Here is a 16,711-nt window from a genome sequence, read left to right as displayed (position 1 = left end):
CACGTCACACCCCTGCCAGACGGCCGACGTCGGCCAACTCCGTTTCTTCCGGTCTGCACAGGGACCAGCGGACACCCCGAAGCCCACACAAGATCGACACGGCGTTGAACGACCGCGCGCCGCCATGCCCTGTCCTTCGAACGACACGCGTCCAATCCGCACTTGCAGACCGCCGCTGACAACAGGCCAGAGGCACGACGCCTCGCCCCGGTCCGCCATTCGGCGCGCTACGGACCGTTGGGACCGCGGCCCGGAAGCGCTGAGGAGGGGCGAGGCGCAAGCCGCAGAATACCGGAAACCACTTCAGGAAGTACGGCGGGCGCGCGGATGCTTCCGGTGCGCACCGAGCGGGCGAATAACTCAAGCCACTTGACCAAATGAAACGGCCTCCGGGAAATGACTCCCCGAAGGCCTGGATTCTCGAACTGCGTTTCGCCCCGGGCGCCGGATCAGTCCGTCCAGCGGACCCCGGTCAGGTCATTGGCCTGTGTCGGCGCATTCTCCCACAGCCCCTCGATCTTGCTGTTGGCCACGCCGGTCTTGGCGAGCTGGAACAGGAAGCCATTGACGTAGTCGTCGGCGATGATCTGCTGTGCGGTATGCAGCAGCGCTGTGCGCTGCTCCGGGTTGGAGGTGACGCCAAGCTCCTCCATCAGCGCCTGGAACTTCGGGTTGTCATACTGGAAATAATAGTCCGGCCGGGCGTAGATGTTGATGTCCGCAGGCTCGGTATGACTGACGATCGTCAGGTCGAAATCCTTGCCCTTGAAGACCTGCTCCAGCCACTGGGCCCACTCCAGGTTGGATATCTCGGTCTCGATCCCGACCTTGCGGAGCTGGGCGGCAACGATCTCGCCACCGCGGCGGGCATATGCGGGGGGCGGAAGAGCCAGACGCAGTTTCAGATCGGTCTGACCGGCCTCCGCCAGCAAGGCCATGGCCATGTCAGGATCATGCGCGGACTGCCCGGTCAGGTCGAGGTAGTCGGGGTTGTGCGGCGCGAAATGGGTGCCAATCGGCGTGCCGTAGCCGTGCATCGCCCCGTCGATGATCTCCTGCCGGTTGATCGCGTGGGCAATGGCCTTGCGTACCTTCACATCCGCCAACGGGCCGGACTTGTTGTTGATCGACAGGATCGTTTCGCCCTCGGTCGATCCGACGATGACGGTGAACATCGGGTTGGCGTCGAATTGCATCAGCGTTTCGGGGGCCGGGAAATTGGGGAAGGCATCGACATCGCCCGCCATCATGGCCGCAAAGGCCGCGTTGGGGTCGGAGATGAACTTGAACGTCGCCCGGGCAAGCGCCGGAGCCTCACCCCAATAGGCATCATTGCGCGCGATCTCGACCGAGTCGCCCTGTAGCCATTTCGTGAAGGTGAACGGGCCGGTGCCGACGGGCGCGGTGGCCGCTGACTCGATGCTCTCCGGCGCGACGATCACCGCGTCGCCCCAGGCCATCTTGAAGGGGAAGGCCCCATCCGGCGCAGACAACGTGACCTTGACGGTGAGCGGGTCGACGACCTCGACCCCGGCAATCCCGGCAAACAGCGCCTTCTGGGCGTTGGTGCTGTCCTCGGCACGGGCACGATCGAGAGAGAATTTCACATCCTCCGCATCCATCGCGGTGCCGTCGTGGAAGGTCACACCCTCCCGCAAGGCAAAGGTGTAGACAGTGCCGTCCTCGGAGATGTCCCAGCTGCTGGCCAGCCCGGGAACGATGGAGCCATCGGGGGCAAAACGGGTCAGGCCCTCGTAGATATTGGCATAGACGACTTCGTCGATGGCCGCGGCAGCGCCTCCGGTCGGATCGAGGTTTGGCGGCTCGAGAGCCATGCCGATGGTGATTTCGTCGGACGCGGCGAGGGCACCGCTGGCGGCCAGGGCAAGCGCGGCCACGCCGAGGGTGAGACGGTTGAACATGGGGGAACTCCCTGTTGTCATTTGCCTCCAAGGCTATGCGCAAGCCGCTGCGATCCGAAGTAAAAAATGTGGGCCGCCGGGAGAAAGGAGCGCATTGCCGCGGCATCGAGCCCCGGCAATGCACGCCGGACGGGGTCCGGCTGGCGCGACGGCTGGCGCGACGGAAGGCTGTGCGCCCCGATCCAGGGCGTGGTATCAGGCGGCAGGCGATGACAGGGGAGCAGCGGATGCGGGCGATTGCGGACACAAGCCGGCTTGTGGCGGATGGCGTGATCACCCCGGAACAGGCATCCGAGATCGAAACACGGGCGCGGCAGGGCATGGTGACCCTGGCGATCAATTCGGTCCTCTGCGCCGGGATCCTCGCGGCGACCGGCGGCCTGATCTTCTGGCTGTCGGATGCCCTCGCCGTCGCGTTCTCCGGCGGACTGGCGCTTGCGCTGGGGCTGGCGATCCTTCTGCGTGGCTCTGCTCTCTATGGCATGTTCGGCAATGCCGCTACCCTGATCGGTGCGGGCATGTTGATCGGCGGCGGTTGCGTCGAACTGCTGAACAAGGCGCCTGATATCGCCTCCGAGGGGATGGCCGTTGCAGGAATGCTGCTCTGCCTCGCCCTGGCCCTGCCCTTGCTGCGGGGGATCGCGCGTGGCCGCTACGTCGTCGGGGCGGTGTTCGTGATGGGCGCGGCACTCCACCTTGCGGGGATGGCGATGCTGCTACAGGACGCCGGCGTCACCGGCCTGCCCCGGGCGCTGTTCTTTCTCTATGCCAGCGCCACAATTGCCCTGACGGGCTGGCTCGTCGATATCGGCTTGATCACCGCATTCGCCATCGTGCCCTTTGCACAGGTTCTGGACACCGGGACCATGTATTTCCATGCCATCTATGTCTTCCACTCGCCGGAGCCCACGCTGTCGATCCTGCAGATGGCCGGGACAATTGCGCTGCTACTGTGGGCCTCGGCCCGCCTGCCGGAGCGCGGCGCCGGCCATGTGATGATCCTCGTCATGCTCGCCTTCGTCGTTGCCAACCTCTGCGCGTTGGTGGGTTCCCTCTGGGGGGACACCGTTGGCGAGACCTATTTCCGGCCGCACCCGGATTGGTACAGCAGTTCGGAACACTACGAGGCGGAACTGCAAACCTACCTTGCCCAAGCCTGGACGATCCCGGCGGAAGCCTATGCCGTGCTCTGGGCGCTGGCGCTTGCGGCCCTGGTGTTCTGGGCCGGTTTCGACAACCGACGCGGGCTCTTCAATGCCGCACTGACATTTGCCGCGATCCACCTCTACACCCAGCTATACGAGAGTTTCGGCAACGAGCCTCTGGCCTATGTGATAGGTGGCCTTCTTGCCATTCCGCTGGCCTGGGGCATGTGGCGTCTCGACGGGTGGATCTCTGCCCGGAAAGCAGCGGTTGACGCCGACACGAGCCCGGCCGGGTAAGGCGTTGGCGCTTGCGCAGTGCCCGCCGCCGTGACCAGAGATTGGACCCGCCCGCCCCCGCCCAGTGGCTATTTCAGGCTGGCAAGGAATGCCACGATGTTGCGTGCGTCCTGCTTCGCCTTCACCCTCCAGGCCATCCTGGACCGGGCCTTCGGGTTGCCCGTGATTTCGCGCAGCGTCTCGTCCGGGTCGAGCAGGTAGCGCACCAGGGCTTCCTCCTCCCAGACCAGCCCGGAGCCGGCCGCGTCCAACAGGCTGGAGCCATAGCGAAAGCCGGCATCCGCAGCGGCCACTGCACCGGGAATACCGTAGAGATTGGGCCCGATACGCCCCGCGCGCCCGGCCAACAGCGTGCCATCCTCGGCCACCACCCTATGGCAGGTAGCGCATTGCCTTGCAAAAGCCGTCGCGCCCGCTTCCGCGTCCTGGGCGGCAGCGGCTCCCCCGCAGAGGGTGGCGGCCGCAAGCATGACGAACAGGTGGCGTGGCATGGTTTCCTCCCGGACAGAATCGGCGACCTCTCCCTGCAGTCCACGTGATCCCCAGAGGAGGCAGGCCGCCGCATGACGGCTGGAAATAGGCGCGGGGCCCGGCAAGGTCAAATGGCCGCAGCCACACGCTCAACCAAGGCCAGAATGGCTCGCAACGCAGCCATCCTTGGCTCGCCGCGCTGCAAACCCACGATTTCGCGTCGATAGCGACGACGGCGCGCAGGCTGTGTCACCATGTCGGCGTGAAGTATTTTTCGATCGGGGCTTAGATCATGCAGGGTCTGCCCGCCGGAGGGCGGGCCGTCACTTGAAACGATTGCAGCCACCCCCGGGCCATTGATGCCCGGCCCAGACGAAATCGACGATGACCGAGGATCTGATCCCAGCATGGGTCGACGGGACCCTGAAGCCGGTCGGCAAACTGGAGGTTCACCGCGAGGGCCTCCGGCACAAGGCCGTGTCGGTTTTCGTGACCGACGGGGAGAACGTGCTGCTGCAACGCCGGGCATTGAGCAAGTACCACACGCCGGGCCTGTGGGCGAACACCTGCTGCACCCATCCGCTGTGGAATGAAACGGCTGCGGATTGCGCGGTGCGGCGGCTTCGGGAGGAACTGGGGATCACCGGTCTCTATCCCGCCCATCGTGACCGGGTCGAGTACCGCGCCGATGTTGGGGGCGGCATGGTGGAGCACGAGGTTGTCGACATCTTCGTCGCCATGGCCGAGCGCAAGATGAAGGTGGAGCCGAACCCCGACGAGGTGGCCCAGGTGGAGTGGGTCGGTTTCTACGACCTGACCGCCGAAGTCGCCCGCCGACCGGAACGCTTCACTCCATGGCTCCGGATCTACCTCTGTGAACACCGAGAGCGGATCTTCGGCGCCTATATCCGCCCCTGAGCGATTGAAACGAAAACGGCATTGCCCGCTGGATCAAAAGCCAGGTGCGGAAAGCTCCGTCTGGCACGCCCCTCGCGCCGAAGGCGCGCCCGGCCCAACCGGGCTGTGATGCCGAATGGCATCGCAAACGGGCGGGAGCCCTTGCCTGCATGCCCACTGGCCGTGCCTTGCCCGCGCAGTCCCCTTCTGGGCGCGCGGCCGGTTTTCGGGCACAGTGACTGAACGGGCATTCCGGGATCAGGACAGGGGCCATGGCCAAGACATGCATATTTCTCGCGGAAACGGAGGAAGATTTCGCATCCGCACGCGCGCTCGGCTTCGAATGGGCCCGCACGCACCTGGAGGAGTTTCCGGAGCACGCAGACATCATCGTGAAGGTTTTCGATCCTGAAGCCTACCGAAAGACCATGGAGGAGTTGCACATCCTCCATGCCCGCCCGAAAGGCGCAGTTCTCCTTGCGAAGCTTGACGGGCGGCCCGCGGGCTGCGTCATGTACCAGCCGATGGCGCCGGGCGTCGCAGAGATCAAGCGCCTGTTCGTCGATCCGGCCGCACGCGGACATGGCTTGGGTCTTGCCCTGCTGACGGAGATGCTTCGACGAATGAAAGACGACGGCTATACGACCGCGCGCTTCAGTTCAGCGGTGTTCCTCTTGCACGCTCGTGCGCTGTACGAGTCGGTCGGCTTCGTGGACATCCCCCAGCCGCCCGACCTGCCCGGATATCTGCGAGATCACGTGTATTTCATGGAACGACCGCTCTGACCGCACCGCCATGTGGCACAGCGCAACCCGGCGCCAAGGGATGATCTAGTCGCCGCTCGGCAACAACTCCGACAGTGTCAAAGCCATGACCTTGGCGCTGTCGACCATGTCCTGGATGCCAACCCATTCATCCGGCTGGTGGGCGAGATTCAGGATGCCCGGCCCATAGGCGATGCAGTTCTTCAGCTTGCCGATGCGATCGATGTGCTTCTGATCATAGGTGCCCGGGCTCACCACGTAGTCCGGCGCCCGGTCGAGCACCTTCTGGATCGCATGGGCCACGGTGCGCACGATGGGGGCACCCTCGGGCGTCATGGTCGGCTGCACCTCGAAAAGATCCCGCACCTCGTATTCGAAGTCGGGCCGCTGCGCCTTCACCTTCTCCAGCATCGCGGTCACCTCGGCCTTCACCTCGGTGATGTCTTCCTCGATCAGGAACCGCCGGTCGATCGTGATGCGGCAACGGTCGGGGACGCAGGGCGCGGGCAGGCCGGTGTAGCCCTCCTCCTGCACTGGCTCGCCACCGTGGATCGCGTTGATGTTCAGAGTGGATTGCTTCGCCCCGTCGGGCACGACGGGCATCTCCGTGCGCTTGCTGGCCAGCAGCGGGAAGAGGCTTTCTTCCATCTCCGCCAGCACTGCCCCCATGTGACGCACGGCGCAATCTCCGAGGAACGGCATGGAGCCATGCGCGATCCTCCCCCTGGTCTCGATCTCCGCCCACCAGACGCCGCGATGGCCAAGGCAGATACGGTCCTTGTCCAGAGGTTCGGGGATGATGACGTGCTGTACACGCACCGGATCGAACCAGCCTTGCTCCGCCAGGTAGGCAACGCCACCGAAGCCGCCGGATTCCTCATCTGCCGTGGCGGAGATCTCGACCGCGCCCCCGAAATCCGGACATGTCGAGATGAAGGCCTCCGCCGCGATGATGGACGCCGCGAGCCCGCCCTTCATGTCGCAGGCGCCGCGGCCATAGACCCGCCCGTCCCTCACCTCTCCGCCGAAGGGGTCCACGGTCCAGCCATTGCCAACCTCGACAACGTCATGGTGAGAATTGAAATGCACCGTGTCGCCGCCGCCGCGCCCGGCGCGGCGGGCGATGATGTTCCATCGCGGGAAACGGTCACTGTCCGCCGGCGCGCCCTCGGCCCGGATCAGGTCGACCATGAAGCCCGCCGCCGACAGGCGCCCATCGAGGTAGTCGCAGATCTCCCGGTAGTTCCGGCCCGGCGGATTTAGGGTGGGAATACGGATAAGGTCCTGCGTCAGCGCCACGAGCGCCTCGCGCCGGCTCTCGACGGCGGCGGCAAGGCGTGTATCTAGTTCGTGTGTCATGGTCGAACGCTAGCGCCGGAGCCCTGTCGCCACAATGGAGTTGCCGCCGCCACAGGCAGCGGCAGATTGCCCACGTGCCCTGCCTGCAGGTGGCAACGACGGCGCCAGAGAGGGATGCGCTCAGGCCGCGCGTCCCATGTCCCGGTCGACCAGTTTGCCCGCAATGTCGGCGACGACGCCGTCCAGGTACATCCAAGCCCAGCGCTTCCAGCGGTTCCAGGCCGGTGGCGCCAGTGACATCAGCGGAATCACACGGCAGCCGTTGAAGTCCTTTTCCGCCAGCCCGGCACCGGGCAGCGGAGGCGCGGGCAACTCGGCGGAGATGTTCCTTGCAACACCGCGCACCGCCTTTTCGCCGAAGATCACCATCGCCTGCGGCGGCTTGAGACGCAGGAACTGGCGGAGGGCTTCCGTGGCCCCCGGGTGGTTCTGTGTCTCCATGCAAAGTTCCGCCGCATCGAACAGCACAACCGAGATACCGCGGCCCTTCAGAAGCTCCAGGAAACGGGTCACGTTTTCCTCGGCCGGCTCGGGTTCGAGGGCGGCAACCACGAGCACATCGGCTTGCGAAGGATCGTCGAGGTCGGTCTTCCAGACCCCGGGCACCGCGAGACGCTCGCGAAAGGCCGCTGGGGTGATCTTCTGCCCGGAAATCATGGGGTTGTCCTTTCAAGTGCTTGTGAAATGCTGTCACGGCACAGATATGGGGATGGGCGGCACCACAGATCAGTCGCGCAGATACGGGACATCGGATTACGGATGACCCCCGCTGGAATGGCCGCTATGGTCGTGGCAAGTTTGTTGATGCATTGCGAGGAGGCGAAATGGCCGACTTTGAAACCCAAATTCGGGACAGCCAGGCCCAGGTGGCCGCTGCGCGTGAGAAAATGGCCGTGGTAACCAGCCGGATCGAGGCCGCACGGGCGAAGATGGACAGCGGCGAGGATATCTCCATCGATATCGAGAACGCGACCCTGGAAGACGTGCATGCCCATACCGAGGCGATGAACGCCAATATCGCCGAGCTGATCATGGGGCTGGACGATGTCACGGCGGCCTTTTCCAAGGATTTCGACGAAATGCGCAACAAGACAGGCTGGGAAAGCCTGGTCGGGATCTTCGCACGCGGAAAGTCGGAATCGATGCGCCAGGAACGGCTGCGCACGGCGAATATCGACGACAAGTTACAGGATCTGATCGGCAAGTCGGACGTGATCGTGTCGTTGTTGCAGGAACAACTCGGGATTCTGGAAGGCGAACGCACCAAGGTCGAAGCCAACCTCGGCGAGACACTGGAGGAACGTGAAGCCACGGTTGCGGAGCTGGAACAGGTGCGCGGCGACATCCAGGGGATGGACCCCGACATCATCCAGCTTGAGAACAAGATCTCGGTTGAGCAGGACGCCGCGGCGCGCACGCAGTTGGAAACCGAGTTGGCAGAGCTCAACACGAAGTACAACGAACTGGTTCAGCAGGAGCAGGTGAAGCTGGCCAAGAGCCAGACGCTGGAGCGCTATATCGAGAAGGGCAAGACCTGGGTCGACAGCCTGCAGAACCAGGCGGCGACGCAGATGGTCCTGATCAACAAGCTTCAGACAGACACCAAGCAACGCGTGGTGCTTTATGATGCCCTGTCGAAGTCGCTGAAAACCGCGCAACAACAGGACGTTGCCCACCGGATCAACGAGATCGGCGTGAAGACTGATCAGGAGGCGCAGGCCGCAATGGCCGCGATCGGCACCGCGACCAACGACCGGATGGCCGACATGATGGAGGCCCACGAGGATCACATGGTCTTTGCCCGCAAGGTCCTTGAGCAGAAGCAGAAGGCGGACGAGCGATTTGCCCGCCGCTTCCAGACCATCGTCGAGAAGCACGACAGGAACCTCTACGGCGGATGACCGGAAAACAGAAAGCCCTGACCGGCCTGATGGCGGGTGCCTTCGGGTTGCGGTGGCTGGCGGGCCAGGACCTGCCGGCGGCCGAACCGCTGGTGCGTTCAGCGTTGCTGACGTTTGACACGATGCTGGGTTGGGGGCTGGCCGTCGGGCTGGTCCTTCTGCTTGGTGCTGGGCTTGGCCGGGCGCGGACCCGGCTCAGCAGCGACAGGTGCGGGAATGAGTGACGTATCGGACCTGACGCGCGATCATGTCGGACTGGCCGACACCTGGGCCGCGCGCCGCTATTTCGAGAAGTTCGAGCGGATCAACGGCTATCTCGCGCGGGTTGCGGCGGCGATGGCGACCGACCGGGTCCTGTCAAAGACCGATGTCAAGGTGCTTGGGCGGTATCTCGAGGCGCTGAACGGCACCTTTCAGGCGCTGTCGCACAAGTACCTTCTCACCGGGCGCGACACTGGAACGTTCTTTGGGTCGCTGACCGTCGATGTGCACGAAAGCGGCTTTCCGGTGTTCGAGGAACTGATGACCATGGCAAGCGACGCCCCGCAGGCCGCGCGTCATCTTGCCGGGATGCCGGGTATCGAGGAGCTGAAGAACGAGATGGTGCGGAGCATCGTCGGGGACCTTGAGATCCCGACGAAGCTGCAATTCGCGCTGTCGCAGCGGCTGTACTACGAAGCGCTGACCAACAGCGGGCTGTTCTGGGTCCGCAACGATCCGGTGGCGATCTGGCTGGGCAACGCCGGCGACAGCGCCGCGCGCAACCGCTACATGGTGCATTGGGCCGTCTACGACAGCCAGGTGAACCTTCCGGTGATCTACCTGCTGGAACTGGAGGACAGCGGCAACCACGCATTGCCGAAAGACCAGTGGCGCTGGCCGCGGGTGCAACAGCACCTGATGGCGCAGTCGATCGCGGGATTGAAGCTGGTGACGATTGCGCAGGGGTTCGACAGCGATTTCGACGACCTGCATCCGAAGCGCTTGCGGCGGCTGCGGCTGGGGCCGATGTATTCCAGCGCCTTCACGCAGCAATCCGGGCCGATCTCGCAGGTTCTGGAGGAAGCACGGGCGCCCAAGGGGCAGGACTGGGCCCTGGCCTGGACCACCGAGGAACTGGTCTCTGAACGGGTCGAATGGGAGAAAACCGGCTGGTTCGGAAAGGCGGAACGGGAGATCTTTGCGCTTGATCCGTTCTCGGCGCGCGGCGCGGAGACTGGCGCGACTGCAACCGAGCGGTCGATCATTCTTCCCGAGCGCCAGTACCAGGTTCTGGCCGAGAAGAACCCGCCGGGATTCGGGTCGGTGCGGAAATACGTTGTGAGCGGCGGTGGACGGGTCTTTGCCTACCGGTAGCGTTGCGCCTGTGCTGCGTGCGGGAGCCTCCGGCGGGGATATTTCAGGAAAGATGATGTTGGGAGTTGAGCGTTGAGTTTGCCGGCCGATCAGATGGAACTGAAGGAAGAGGCGATCCGGGCGCATTACGCGGCCGCCGCAGAGATGCTGGAAGGGATCGACCACACGCCCCGGATCGCGAAGCCGAAGGCGGAGCCTTCTGCCACCCCGGAACGTTCCCCGGGCATCGGCGGACGACGGCGGTTTCGATCCACGACACCGGGGCTGGTCACCCGCACGACGGCCCGGCCCGACGGCGTGCGGCTGGTGGACCGGATCGAGGCAGCTGACAATGGTGACCCGCTGGTGTCTCCGGTCCAGGCGAGCGTCTTGCAGGCCCTTCGGCGCGCGCTGGCAATCTCGCTGGCCATTGGCGAGGCCTTTTCCGAAGCGACGGGCCTTTCGGAGATGAAGCGGGAAAACCTGGAAGGCAGGCTGGCCGGGACGGCCGGGCATGCCTTCGCCGAACTGCTGGAGGCCGAGGCGCTGGCGGTGCTGCACAGCTTCGCCAATGCCACCGCCTTCCTGCTGGCGCCATCTCTCGGCGAAGCGACGGTGGAGATCGGCGCCGTCGAGGAGGTGTTGACGGAAAATGCCCAACTGGCGTTGCACGGCAGCCTTTGGGAGCTGGATCAGGAGATAGCGACCTTCGCCAGCGACGAGAGCAGACTGGTGCCCACCGTTGTCGCCTATGCCGAGCAATTGATGGAGAAGGCCACGTTGCGGGCACAGAATGCACCGCGGACCGCCAGCTTTGCCGATGCCGATTACCGGGTGGAAGAAGACGACCTGTCGATACGTGGCTTCACGCCCGCACGACGGGGCAAGGGTTCGGCCCTGACCATGACGTTCAAGGCGCCGGAGGAGGTCATCGGCAACCACATCGCCAAATACCAGGCGATGCGGCTTGCCAAGATGCTGATGGCCTATGATTTCGAGCGCAAGCTGAACCCGTTCGCGGAGCTTGGCGGCTTCATCTTCACCTTCATGGGCGACGGCATGCCCGGCACCGGCAAGACGACTCTGATCCAGATGATGGCGGGGCTGATCAACGGGTATTGCCAGGTGGCTGGCTACCCGTTCCGCTACCAGAACCTCTCCACCGAGAACATCGACAGCTACCAGGGCAAGTCCGGCCAGAACGCCAAGGCCTTCATCAATTCGATCATCGACCCGAACGTGATAGGCTTTGGCACCATCGACGATATCGACCAACTGGCCGGCAAGCGCGGCGACCGGCAGTCCAGTGCAGGGCAGTTGGAAATCACCGCGGTTCTGATGGAGAGCTTTGCCGGGGCCAACACCGTTGTGCGCGGCAACTGCACCTTCGGCATGTTCTCGAATTATCCGGAGAACGTGGACGATGCCCTCCGGCAACGGGCCGGGGCGCGGTTCCTGGTCGACGGGCCGAAGAGCCGGGAGGACTACATCGACATCCTTCACTTGCTCATGGGGAAGAACCACGACATCCCGCTCGGCGCGCATGACCTCTATGCCAATCAGGAGATCAAGCGCGCCGTTGCGAAGAGCTTCGAGAGCCACAGCCGGCCGCATGAAGCTGGCCTCGTGCGGGTCTACGAACAGGTTGAGCGGGAGATCGGCCGGCTCGACACGATTGCGAAACTGGGGACATACCTGAAGGGCATCCAGGAGGCCGACCCGCGCTTCACCGGGCGGGCGATCAAGAACATCACCGATGCGGTAAAGGTCCGGGCAATGGATTTCGAATTGCCCGATGAATGGATGGAGGACCCGGAGTTGTTCCTGTTCCGGGACTACGAGACCAAGAAGGCCATGATCGAGAAACTGCGCCGCCCGATCACCGTCGACATGGTGATTCAGGAGATCAACCGCTACGCCGACAGCGAGTTCCGCTATGCCGACAAGTCGGACGAGGCGGCCATTGAGACCGCGGTTCGGGACATGGGCCGGATGGAAGAGGCTCGGCGGCGCTACGCGGAGGGAACATCGCGATGACGCGCATCCGATCCAGACACAGGCGCACTACCGGCCTGCACGCGCCGTGGACGCAAGGCAGAGGTACGAACGGGAATTGCGCGGCATCGACCAAGGTTGGAGGGCCCCGGCCATGATGCGCCTCATCGAAAAGGGGCTGATGTTCGGGAACCTGATCCCAGTTGCCTCGCCCGCGCTGATCGAACGCTACAACCGTGCGCTGGAGAAGCTCTCCGGCAAGCGCACCGCGCTGCCTGACTTTCACGTGGACCTTTCCGGTTTCTCCCCCGAGATCGCCGACGAGCTGAACGATTGGCAATATCTCAACCCGAATGGCTGCAACCGGCAGTTCATCCTGCTCACGACGGAGCAGAAGGCCGCGCCGTTGCTCGAAGCGAAGTTCTCCATGTCGCGCTCCATTCTGCGCAATTTCATCGAGGCAAACGAAACCCAGCTTTTTGCGCTGACAGCAAGGGACGCGGTGCTGGGGGAGTTGGAGAACTCTGTCTTCGAAGTGTCCTCGCCTCAGAGGCTCTTCGATATCCGCCGGATCACGCTGACCGCCGACACCACCCGGGGTCATGTCGCCCATGCCGAGGACCTGCAAAAGAAAATCGAGCAATTCCGTACCGAGCCGGACGCCTGGTGGGATGACGTTTTGATCGGAGAGATGATCGGGCTGGCCAAGCGGACCGGCGACATCACCCGCAATCCGATCCACCTCGACCACCCGACTTTCACCCAAGCGAATTACTGGACGGCGCATTTCGGTGGCCTGTACCTGTTTCGGGATGTGGCGACCTCCGGCGTGGTCTCCGTCGGCCCGAAGGAGGCGCTTGGCAAGTTGCCCGTTGATGTCACGCTGGACCTGGCCGACCGGAACGGGATTGCGCGGTTCCTGGCAGACAACGAGCTTGTGGAGCCTATCGTGACAGCGAAAGGGGCCGATGCCGCCGCGATCCTGCGGCAGAAGATGGATTTCATCCTCGTGGACGCGGCTGCAACGCTCGGGCAGGACATCGCCGGTGGGGACCGCCGCGAGCTTCGCAGGCTGGCGCGGATGCTCGGCGCGGCGCTTCCGGACGAATTCCATGAGCTTTCCGACCTCGTTCGCTGGGCCGAAGGCGGCGGCGCCTGGCCGCGGATCAGCTCCGACCACCCGGCTTATTTCTATACAGTGCGGGCGGCGCCCCACCCGGATCGGGACATCGTCAACCAGCTTCTTGCGGAGCTGTCGCCGAAGGATGTCCGCCAGCTTTTCATCTGTCACAAGCCGCTGTTCTACCAGCTTTACCGGGGCTGGCCGGAGGAGAAGAAATCCTTTGTCGCGGATTTCCTCGAAGCGGAGTATCAGATGGACAAGGCCGGTGCCCGCGCCGCGCTCTTCGGTCCCGAAGAGCCGGAGATGGAGGAACCGGAACCACCCGCCCGCGAGGAGCTGATCACGCTTGTCGGCCCCTGGGGCGCGGTGAGACGATAGGAAGGAGCCGCGGATGGCCGCACTTGCAAGACTGATCCTGATCCTCTTCGTCGTGCTGACGGTGATCTATGTCAGCCTGTCGCTCTACTCGCGTTCCAAGCGTCGCGCCAGACTGGAGCGGACCTGGGACAACGGTGTTGCCACCGGGGACAACGACGCGATCGCCGCCGAGGGGCTTGAGGATTTCGTGACGGAGTATTTCGCCGACCCGTCCCGCGGAGCCAATGCCATCGACCGGGAGGGCTTCATCAAGGCCGGTCTCGCAGATTACGACGACTCGCTCCGCCGTAAACTGATCCTCGGCGTCTACGTCGTGCCGATCCTGCTCATCGGTACAATCATCTACTTCACCAACTTCAACTAGGGATCACTCCCATGTGGGACATCATCAAATGGACCTTCTGGATCACGATCTGGGTGCTTGTCGCGGCGTTCCTGCACTACACCCTGCCCCAGAATGACATCGTCCGTATTACCGACACCTACGAGAAACGCGTCGACTTCGGTGAGAACTCGCTCTTCTGGGCCCATCCGCAAACCGGCGAGACCCAGAACACCGTCAACAGGGACGTCTTCTTCATCCAGGCCATCAAGCCCAACGGGCGGCCGATGGTCTATCGCAACGAAGATACCGGTTGGGGTTGGCCGCCCTATTTCAAGTTCGACACGACGAACCTGCAGACCCAGGCCGCCGACCTGAAGTCCACCAAGGCCAACCCGCAATGGGTTGCGATGAAGCACTACGGATGGCGCAACGAATTTTTCACCATCTTCCCCAATGCCGTGCACGCGAGACCGGTGGCCGGACCCGACGTTCGGATCATCCCCTGGACGGCGATCAGTGTTCTTCTCGTGCTCGGCTGTGTCGTCCTCGCGATCTGGTCCCGCTGGCGCAAGTTCCGCGCGAAGCGGGTCGATCCGATGCTCGACGACATGGAGCAGGGCTGGGACGAAACCAGTGCCAAGGCTTCCCGTTGGTGGAACAGCTGGAAGGGACCGCGGGGCTAGGCGCGGCGCCCTCGTCCTGCGCGTCCCAGGAAATCCCCTCTATCGACCGCTCCTGCCCGTCGTCCACGGGCAGGGGTTTTGGGTTCCGAAGGGGCAGGAATCCCATCGCATCCGCCGCGCCGGTGTGCCGGCGAGGTCGCGTAGTGTGGCCAGCCCAGCCGGGACGGTCGCGCGTGCCGTCCGACCGCTCCGCCCACCGCGCGGCAGCACCGACCGGCGACGACGCAGGAAATATGTGCCCGAGTTGTTGCGCCGATGTGGGATTCCGATGGCATTGCTGCCCCGGGTGTGATCTTGGGAGCGTGGCTTGCCCAGATTCTCCGGGCCGGTTTCAACCCGGGAGGTCAGGAATGGCAAATCGTGCTCCGATCAGCGTCGTAAAAACGGCGCAGACCGCAAACACGCTGAAACTCGTTCGCGACGGGAAAGTCGTCGCTTCGGTGGTGATTTCCGATGACGCGACCGCCGAGCTTCTGGATCATCGCGACCACCGGATCGGACGCTTCCATGACGCACCGGCCGCGATTGCCGAATTCGAGAAGATCACCAGCTTCGAAGAGATCGAGCTCGATTTCTGATCATCCCCAAATCCGCCCTTGTGTTTTGCACGTGCACTCCCCATGTAGTGTGGGCGACGTTATCTCTCTGACCACTGTCTCCCTTATCCGGCTTCAGTATCGACATTGATCTGACTGAGCCGGGTTGCCGCATTTCCGCGGGCAGCATTCAAACAAGGAGACGACACGATGGCTAATGGCACCGTGAAATGGTTCAACTCGACCAAGGGTTTTGGCTTCATCGAGCCCGAAGGCGGCAAGCGCGACGTTTTTGTCCACATCAGTGCACTTGAGCGGTCCGGCATTTCGGCCCTCGACGATGGTCAGAAAGTGACCTTCGAGATCGAAGCTGGCCGTGACGGTCGCGAATCCGCGACCAACCTGGCACTCGCCTGATTTCTCGGGGCGCTCTCCGGGCGCCCCGATCCTCATGCGGCCCGGAAGGAACACCTCTCCGGGCGCATGATCCAGTCGTACACTGCCCCGCGGATCCGGCAGCACCGGACCTGTCCCTGCGTCGCAGGATCCCGGAGAGACACTGGATTTCGGCCGCCATTGACGACGCATCCGCGGCCACGGCTCGCGTGGCGCGCACACCGGGGTCATGCCCGGGCCGCCGCGAACGCCTCTTCACCCTTTCTTCATCACGATTATCTACGACCGGCGCGACATGGCTTGCGCCCTGTCCCCATATGAACGGAGCAAAATTGAGCAACTACAATATGATCAAGAGCATTCAGAACGAGCTTTCCAACCTTGCCGCCCGACTTGGCCCGGCGCCGCTGCGACCGCGACCGGCGGACGAAGCCCAGGACATCTATGCCGAGATCCGCTTTGCCAGGAACCGGCGCGCGCTCGCCCTGGCAGCGGTGTGTTACTGGTGCGGGTTTCACCCGACCGATGCCCTGGAACACGAAGCCAGTTGGTCGTGATCCACTTAAGCCTGCGCCCTGCCTCATGGTTTGGCGCGAGGCGGGTTTGATCGGCCCGTGGTGACCGGACTCGCGGGACGTCGGGTCCACCGGTGATCTGAACCCTCACATCGCGCCAGCGCGCAATCCCTTCCGATTTTTCGAGAGCTTTAGGCGCTTGCCACGCCGTGCCCGCATTCTCGCCCGGTTTTGGCCGAAGGGACTGGGCTACCTGACCGCATCCAAATCGATCGGAGGTGCGTTCAGTTGGGCAATATGGTGAAATCAATCCTTCTGGGGAGCGTGGTTTTCTCGACCGGGTCAGCCCTTGCCGGGGATATGGAGACACATTTCAACAACCTGACCCATCGCCAACGTGAATACGTTCAGATCCGGCTTCGGGCGCCCGGCTTCCTGCAAAGCGATGTGGACGGCAGGTTCGGGCACCAGACTGCCAACGCGATCGAAACCGCCTCGACCACACCGGGCTACCAATTGTATAGGATCGACGCCCGCCATCGCGGGTTGAAGGACGAAGAGAAGATCGCCCTCTACTACATCATGTCGGACATGTACCTGCACACGGTCGTCCGGCAATAGCCGCCTTGCAAACGCTGCCGGCGAGTCTCTCTCTGGCAGTTTGCAACG

General features: G+C 63.6%; 18 protein-coding genes. 14 read left to right on the top strand and 4 right to left on the bottom strand.

All coding sequences use genetic code 11. The features are described 5' to 3' along the window. Positions 1-449: 449 nt before the first annotated feature. Positions 450-1,922: an ABC transporter substrate-binding protein gene (locus tag CLV78_RS14720; protein ID WP_245925080.1), complete on the bottom strand. Its 1,473-nt coding sequence runs from the start codon at positions 1,920-1,922 to the stop codon at positions 450-452. 209 nt (positions 1,923-2,131) lie between these two features. On the opposite strand from CLV78_RS14720, the gene CLV78_RS14715 reads away from it, so the two are divergent. After that, on the top strand, positions 2,132-3,364 hold the full coding sequence (locus CLV78_RS14715; RefSeq protein WP_245925078.1) for a hypothetical protein: 1,233 nt from the start codon (positions 2,132-2,134) through the stop codon (positions 3,362-3,364). 68 nt (positions 3,365-3,432) lie between these two features. Here the strand turns inward: CLV78_RS14715 and CLV78_RS14710 are convergent, their stop codons facing one another. Next, positions 3,433-3,855, bottom strand: a complete 423-nt coding sequence (locus CLV78_RS14710; RefSeq protein WP_106205590.1) for a c-type cytochrome — start codon at positions 3,853-3,855, stop codon at positions 3,433-3,435. Between the two features lie 364 nt (positions 3,856-4,219). Here CLV78_RS14710 and idi point away from each other — a divergent pair, with 364 nt between their 5' ends. Then, on the top strand, positions 4,220-4,753 hold the full coding sequence (gene idi, locus CLV78_RS14705) for an isopentenyl-diphosphate Delta-isomerase (RefSeq protein ID WP_106205589.1): 534 nt from the start codon (positions 4,220-4,222) through the stop codon (positions 4,751-4,753). A gap of 251 nt (positions 4,754-5,004) precedes the next feature. Next, positions 5,005-5,517: a GNAT family N-acetyltransferase gene (locus CLV78_RS14700; protein WP_106205588.1), complete on the top strand. Its 513-nt coding sequence runs from the start codon at positions 5,005-5,007 to the stop codon at positions 5,515-5,517. Between the two features lie 45 nt (positions 5,518-5,562). On the opposite strand, the gene CLV78_RS14695 is transcribed toward CLV78_RS14700, so the two are convergent. Together CLV78_RS14695 and CLV78_RS14690 are read right to left on the bottom strand one after the other, a co-directional pair. Further along, positions 5,563-6,855, bottom strand: coding sequence for an acetylornithine deacetylase/succinyl-diaminopimelate desuccinylase family protein (locus CLV78_RS14695; RefSeq protein WP_106205587.1), 1,293 nt, complete (start codon positions 6,853-6,855; stop codon positions 5,563-5,565). Positions 6,856-6,975: 120 nt separating this feature from the next. Continuing rightward, positions 6,976-7,512 carry a hypothetical protein gene (locus CLV78_RS14690; RefSeq protein WP_106205586.1) on the bottom strand — a complete coding sequence of 179 codons (537 nt, stop codon included), beginning with the start codon at positions 7,510-7,512 and terminating at the stop codon, positions 6,976-6,978. 167 nt (positions 7,513-7,679) lie between these two features. On the opposite strand from CLV78_RS14690, the gene CLV78_RS14685 reads away from it, so the two are divergent. From CLV78_RS14685 to CLV78_RS14635, 11 genes are all read left to right on the top strand, one after another. Next, complete coding sequence (locus CLV78_RS14685; RefSeq protein WP_106205585.1) at positions 7,680-8,756, top strand: coiled-coil domain-containing protein; 1,077 nt, start codon at positions 7,680-7,682, stop codon at positions 8,754-8,756. Continuing rightward, positions 8,753-8,980 carry a hypothetical protein gene (locus CLV78_RS14680; RefSeq protein ID WP_106205584.1) on the top strand — a complete coding sequence of 76 codons (228 nt, stop codon included), beginning with the start codon at positions 8,753-8,755 and terminating at the stop codon, positions 8,978-8,980. Before CLV78_RS14685 ends, CLV78_RS14680 begins: the two co-directional genes overlap by 4 nt. Continuing rightward, positions 8,973-10,112, top strand: a complete 1,140-nt coding sequence (locus CLV78_RS14675; protein WP_106205583.1) for a hypothetical protein — start codon at positions 8,973-8,975, stop codon at positions 10,110-10,112. The genes CLV78_RS14680 and CLV78_RS14675 overlap by 8 nt, the downstream gene beginning before the upstream one ends. Before the next feature lie 72 nt (positions 10,113-10,184). After that, the gene (locus CLV78_RS14670; protein ID WP_106205582.1) at positions 10,185-12,128 is read left to right on the top strand and encodes an AAA family ATPase; all 1,944 of its coding nucleotides are present in this window, start codon (positions 10,185-10,187) and stop codon (positions 12,126-12,128) included. 112 nt (positions 12,129-12,240) lie between these two features. Further along, positions 12,241-13,587, top strand: coding sequence for a DUF6638 family protein (locus tag CLV78_RS14665; protein ID WP_106205581.1), 1,347 nt, complete (start codon positions 12,241-12,243; stop codon positions 13,585-13,587). A gap of 13 nt (positions 13,588-13,600) precedes the next feature. After that, positions 13,601-13,951: a hypothetical protein gene (locus tag CLV78_RS14660; RefSeq protein WP_106205580.1), complete on the top strand. Its 351-nt coding sequence runs from the start codon at positions 13,601-13,603 to the stop codon at positions 13,949-13,951. Positions 13,952-13,962: 11 nt separating this feature from the next. Next, complete coding sequence (locus CLV78_RS14655) at positions 13,963-14,595, top strand: DUF1523 family protein (RefSeq protein ID WP_106205579.1); 633 nt, start codon at positions 13,963-13,965, stop codon at positions 14,593-14,595. A 350-nt stretch (positions 14,596-14,945) separates the two neighbouring features. Next, positions 14,946-15,173 carry a hypothetical protein gene (locus CLV78_RS14650; RefSeq protein ID WP_106205578.1) on the top strand — a complete coding sequence of 76 codons (228 nt, stop codon included), beginning with the start codon at positions 14,946-14,948 and terminating at the stop codon, positions 15,171-15,173. 168 nt (positions 15,174-15,341) lie between these two features. Further along, positions 15,342-15,548, top strand: a complete 207-nt coding sequence (locus CLV78_RS14645) for a cold-shock protein (RefSeq protein WP_106205577.1) — start codon at positions 15,342-15,344, stop codon at positions 15,546-15,548. 311 nt (positions 15,549-15,859) lie between these two features. Then, positions 15,860-16,084 carry a hypothetical protein gene (locus tag CLV78_RS14640; RefSeq protein WP_106205576.1) on the top strand — a complete coding sequence of 75 codons (225 nt, stop codon included), beginning with the start codon at positions 15,860-15,862 and terminating at the stop codon, positions 16,082-16,084. A gap of 258 nt (positions 16,085-16,342) precedes the next feature. Next, entirely contained in the window at positions 16,343-16,663 is a 321-nt protein-coding gene (locus CLV78_RS14635) for a peptidoglycan-binding domain-containing protein (protein WP_146136703.1), read from the top strand. Positions 16,664-16,711: the final 48 nt, after the last annotated feature.

The sequence above is a fragment of the Aliiruegeria haliotis genome, assembly GCF_003003255.1.
Taxonomy (GTDB): domain Bacteria; phylum Pseudomonadota; class Alphaproteobacteria; order Rhodobacterales; family Rhodobacteraceae; genus Tropicimonas; species Tropicimonas haliotis.
Note: the sequence above shows the minus strand (reverse complement) of the source record. Positions and strands in the feature narration are given on the sequence as shown.

Coding starts and splice junctions, on each gene's coding strand:
- CLV78_RS14720 (WP_245925080.1), bottom strand. CDS start 1,922: ATGTTCAACCGTCTCACCCTCGGCGTGGCCGCGCTTGCCCTGGCCGCC.
- CLV78_RS14715 (WP_245925078.1), top strand. CDS start 2,132: ATGACAGGGGAGCAGCGGATGCGGGCGATTGCGGACACAAGCCGGCTT.
- CLV78_RS14710 (WP_106205590.1), bottom strand. CDS start 3,855: ATGCCACGCCACCTGTTCGTCATGCTTGCGGCCGCCACCCTCTGCGGG.
- idi (WP_106205589.1), top strand. CDS start 4,220: ATGACCGAGGATCTGATCCCAGCATGGGTCGACGGGACCCTGAAGCCG.
- CLV78_RS14700 (WP_106205588.1), top strand. CDS start 5,005: ATGGCCAAGACATGCATATTTCTCGCGGAAACGGAGGAAGATTTCGCA.
- CLV78_RS14695 (WP_106205587.1), bottom strand. CDS start 6,855: ATGACACACGAACTAGATACACGCCTTGCCGCCGCCGTCGAGAGCCGG.
- CLV78_RS14690 (WP_106205586.1), bottom strand. CDS start 7,512: ATGATTTCCGGGCAGAAGATCACCCCAGCGGCCTTTCGCGAGCGTCTC.
- CLV78_RS14685 (WP_106205585.1), top strand. CDS start 7,680: ATGGCCGACTTTGAAACCCAAATTCGGGACAGCCAGGCCCAGGTGGCC.
- CLV78_RS14680 (WP_106205584.1), top strand. CDS start 8,753: ATGACCGGAAAACAGAAAGCCCTGACCGGCCTGATGGCGGGTGCCTTC.
- CLV78_RS14675 (WP_106205583.1), top strand. CDS start 8,973: ATGAGTGACGTATCGGACCTGACGCGCGATCATGTCGGACTGGCCGAC.
- CLV78_RS14665 (WP_106205581.1), top strand. CDS start 12,241: ATGATGCGCCTCATCGAAAAGGGGCTGATGTTCGGGAACCTGATCCCA.
- CLV78_RS14660 (WP_106205580.1), top strand. CDS start 13,601: ATGGCCGCACTTGCAAGACTGATCCTGATCCTCTTCGTCGTGCTGACG.
- CLV78_RS14655 (WP_106205579.1), top strand. CDS start 13,963: ATGTGGGACATCATCAAATGGACCTTCTGGATCACGATCTGGGTGCTT.
- CLV78_RS14650 (WP_106205578.1), top strand. CDS start 14,946: ATGGCAAATCGTGCTCCGATCAGCGTCGTAAAAACGGCGCAGACCGCA.
- CLV78_RS14645 (WP_106205577.1), top strand. CDS start 15,342: ATGGCTAATGGCACCGTGAAATGGTTCAACTCGACCAAGGGTTTTGGC.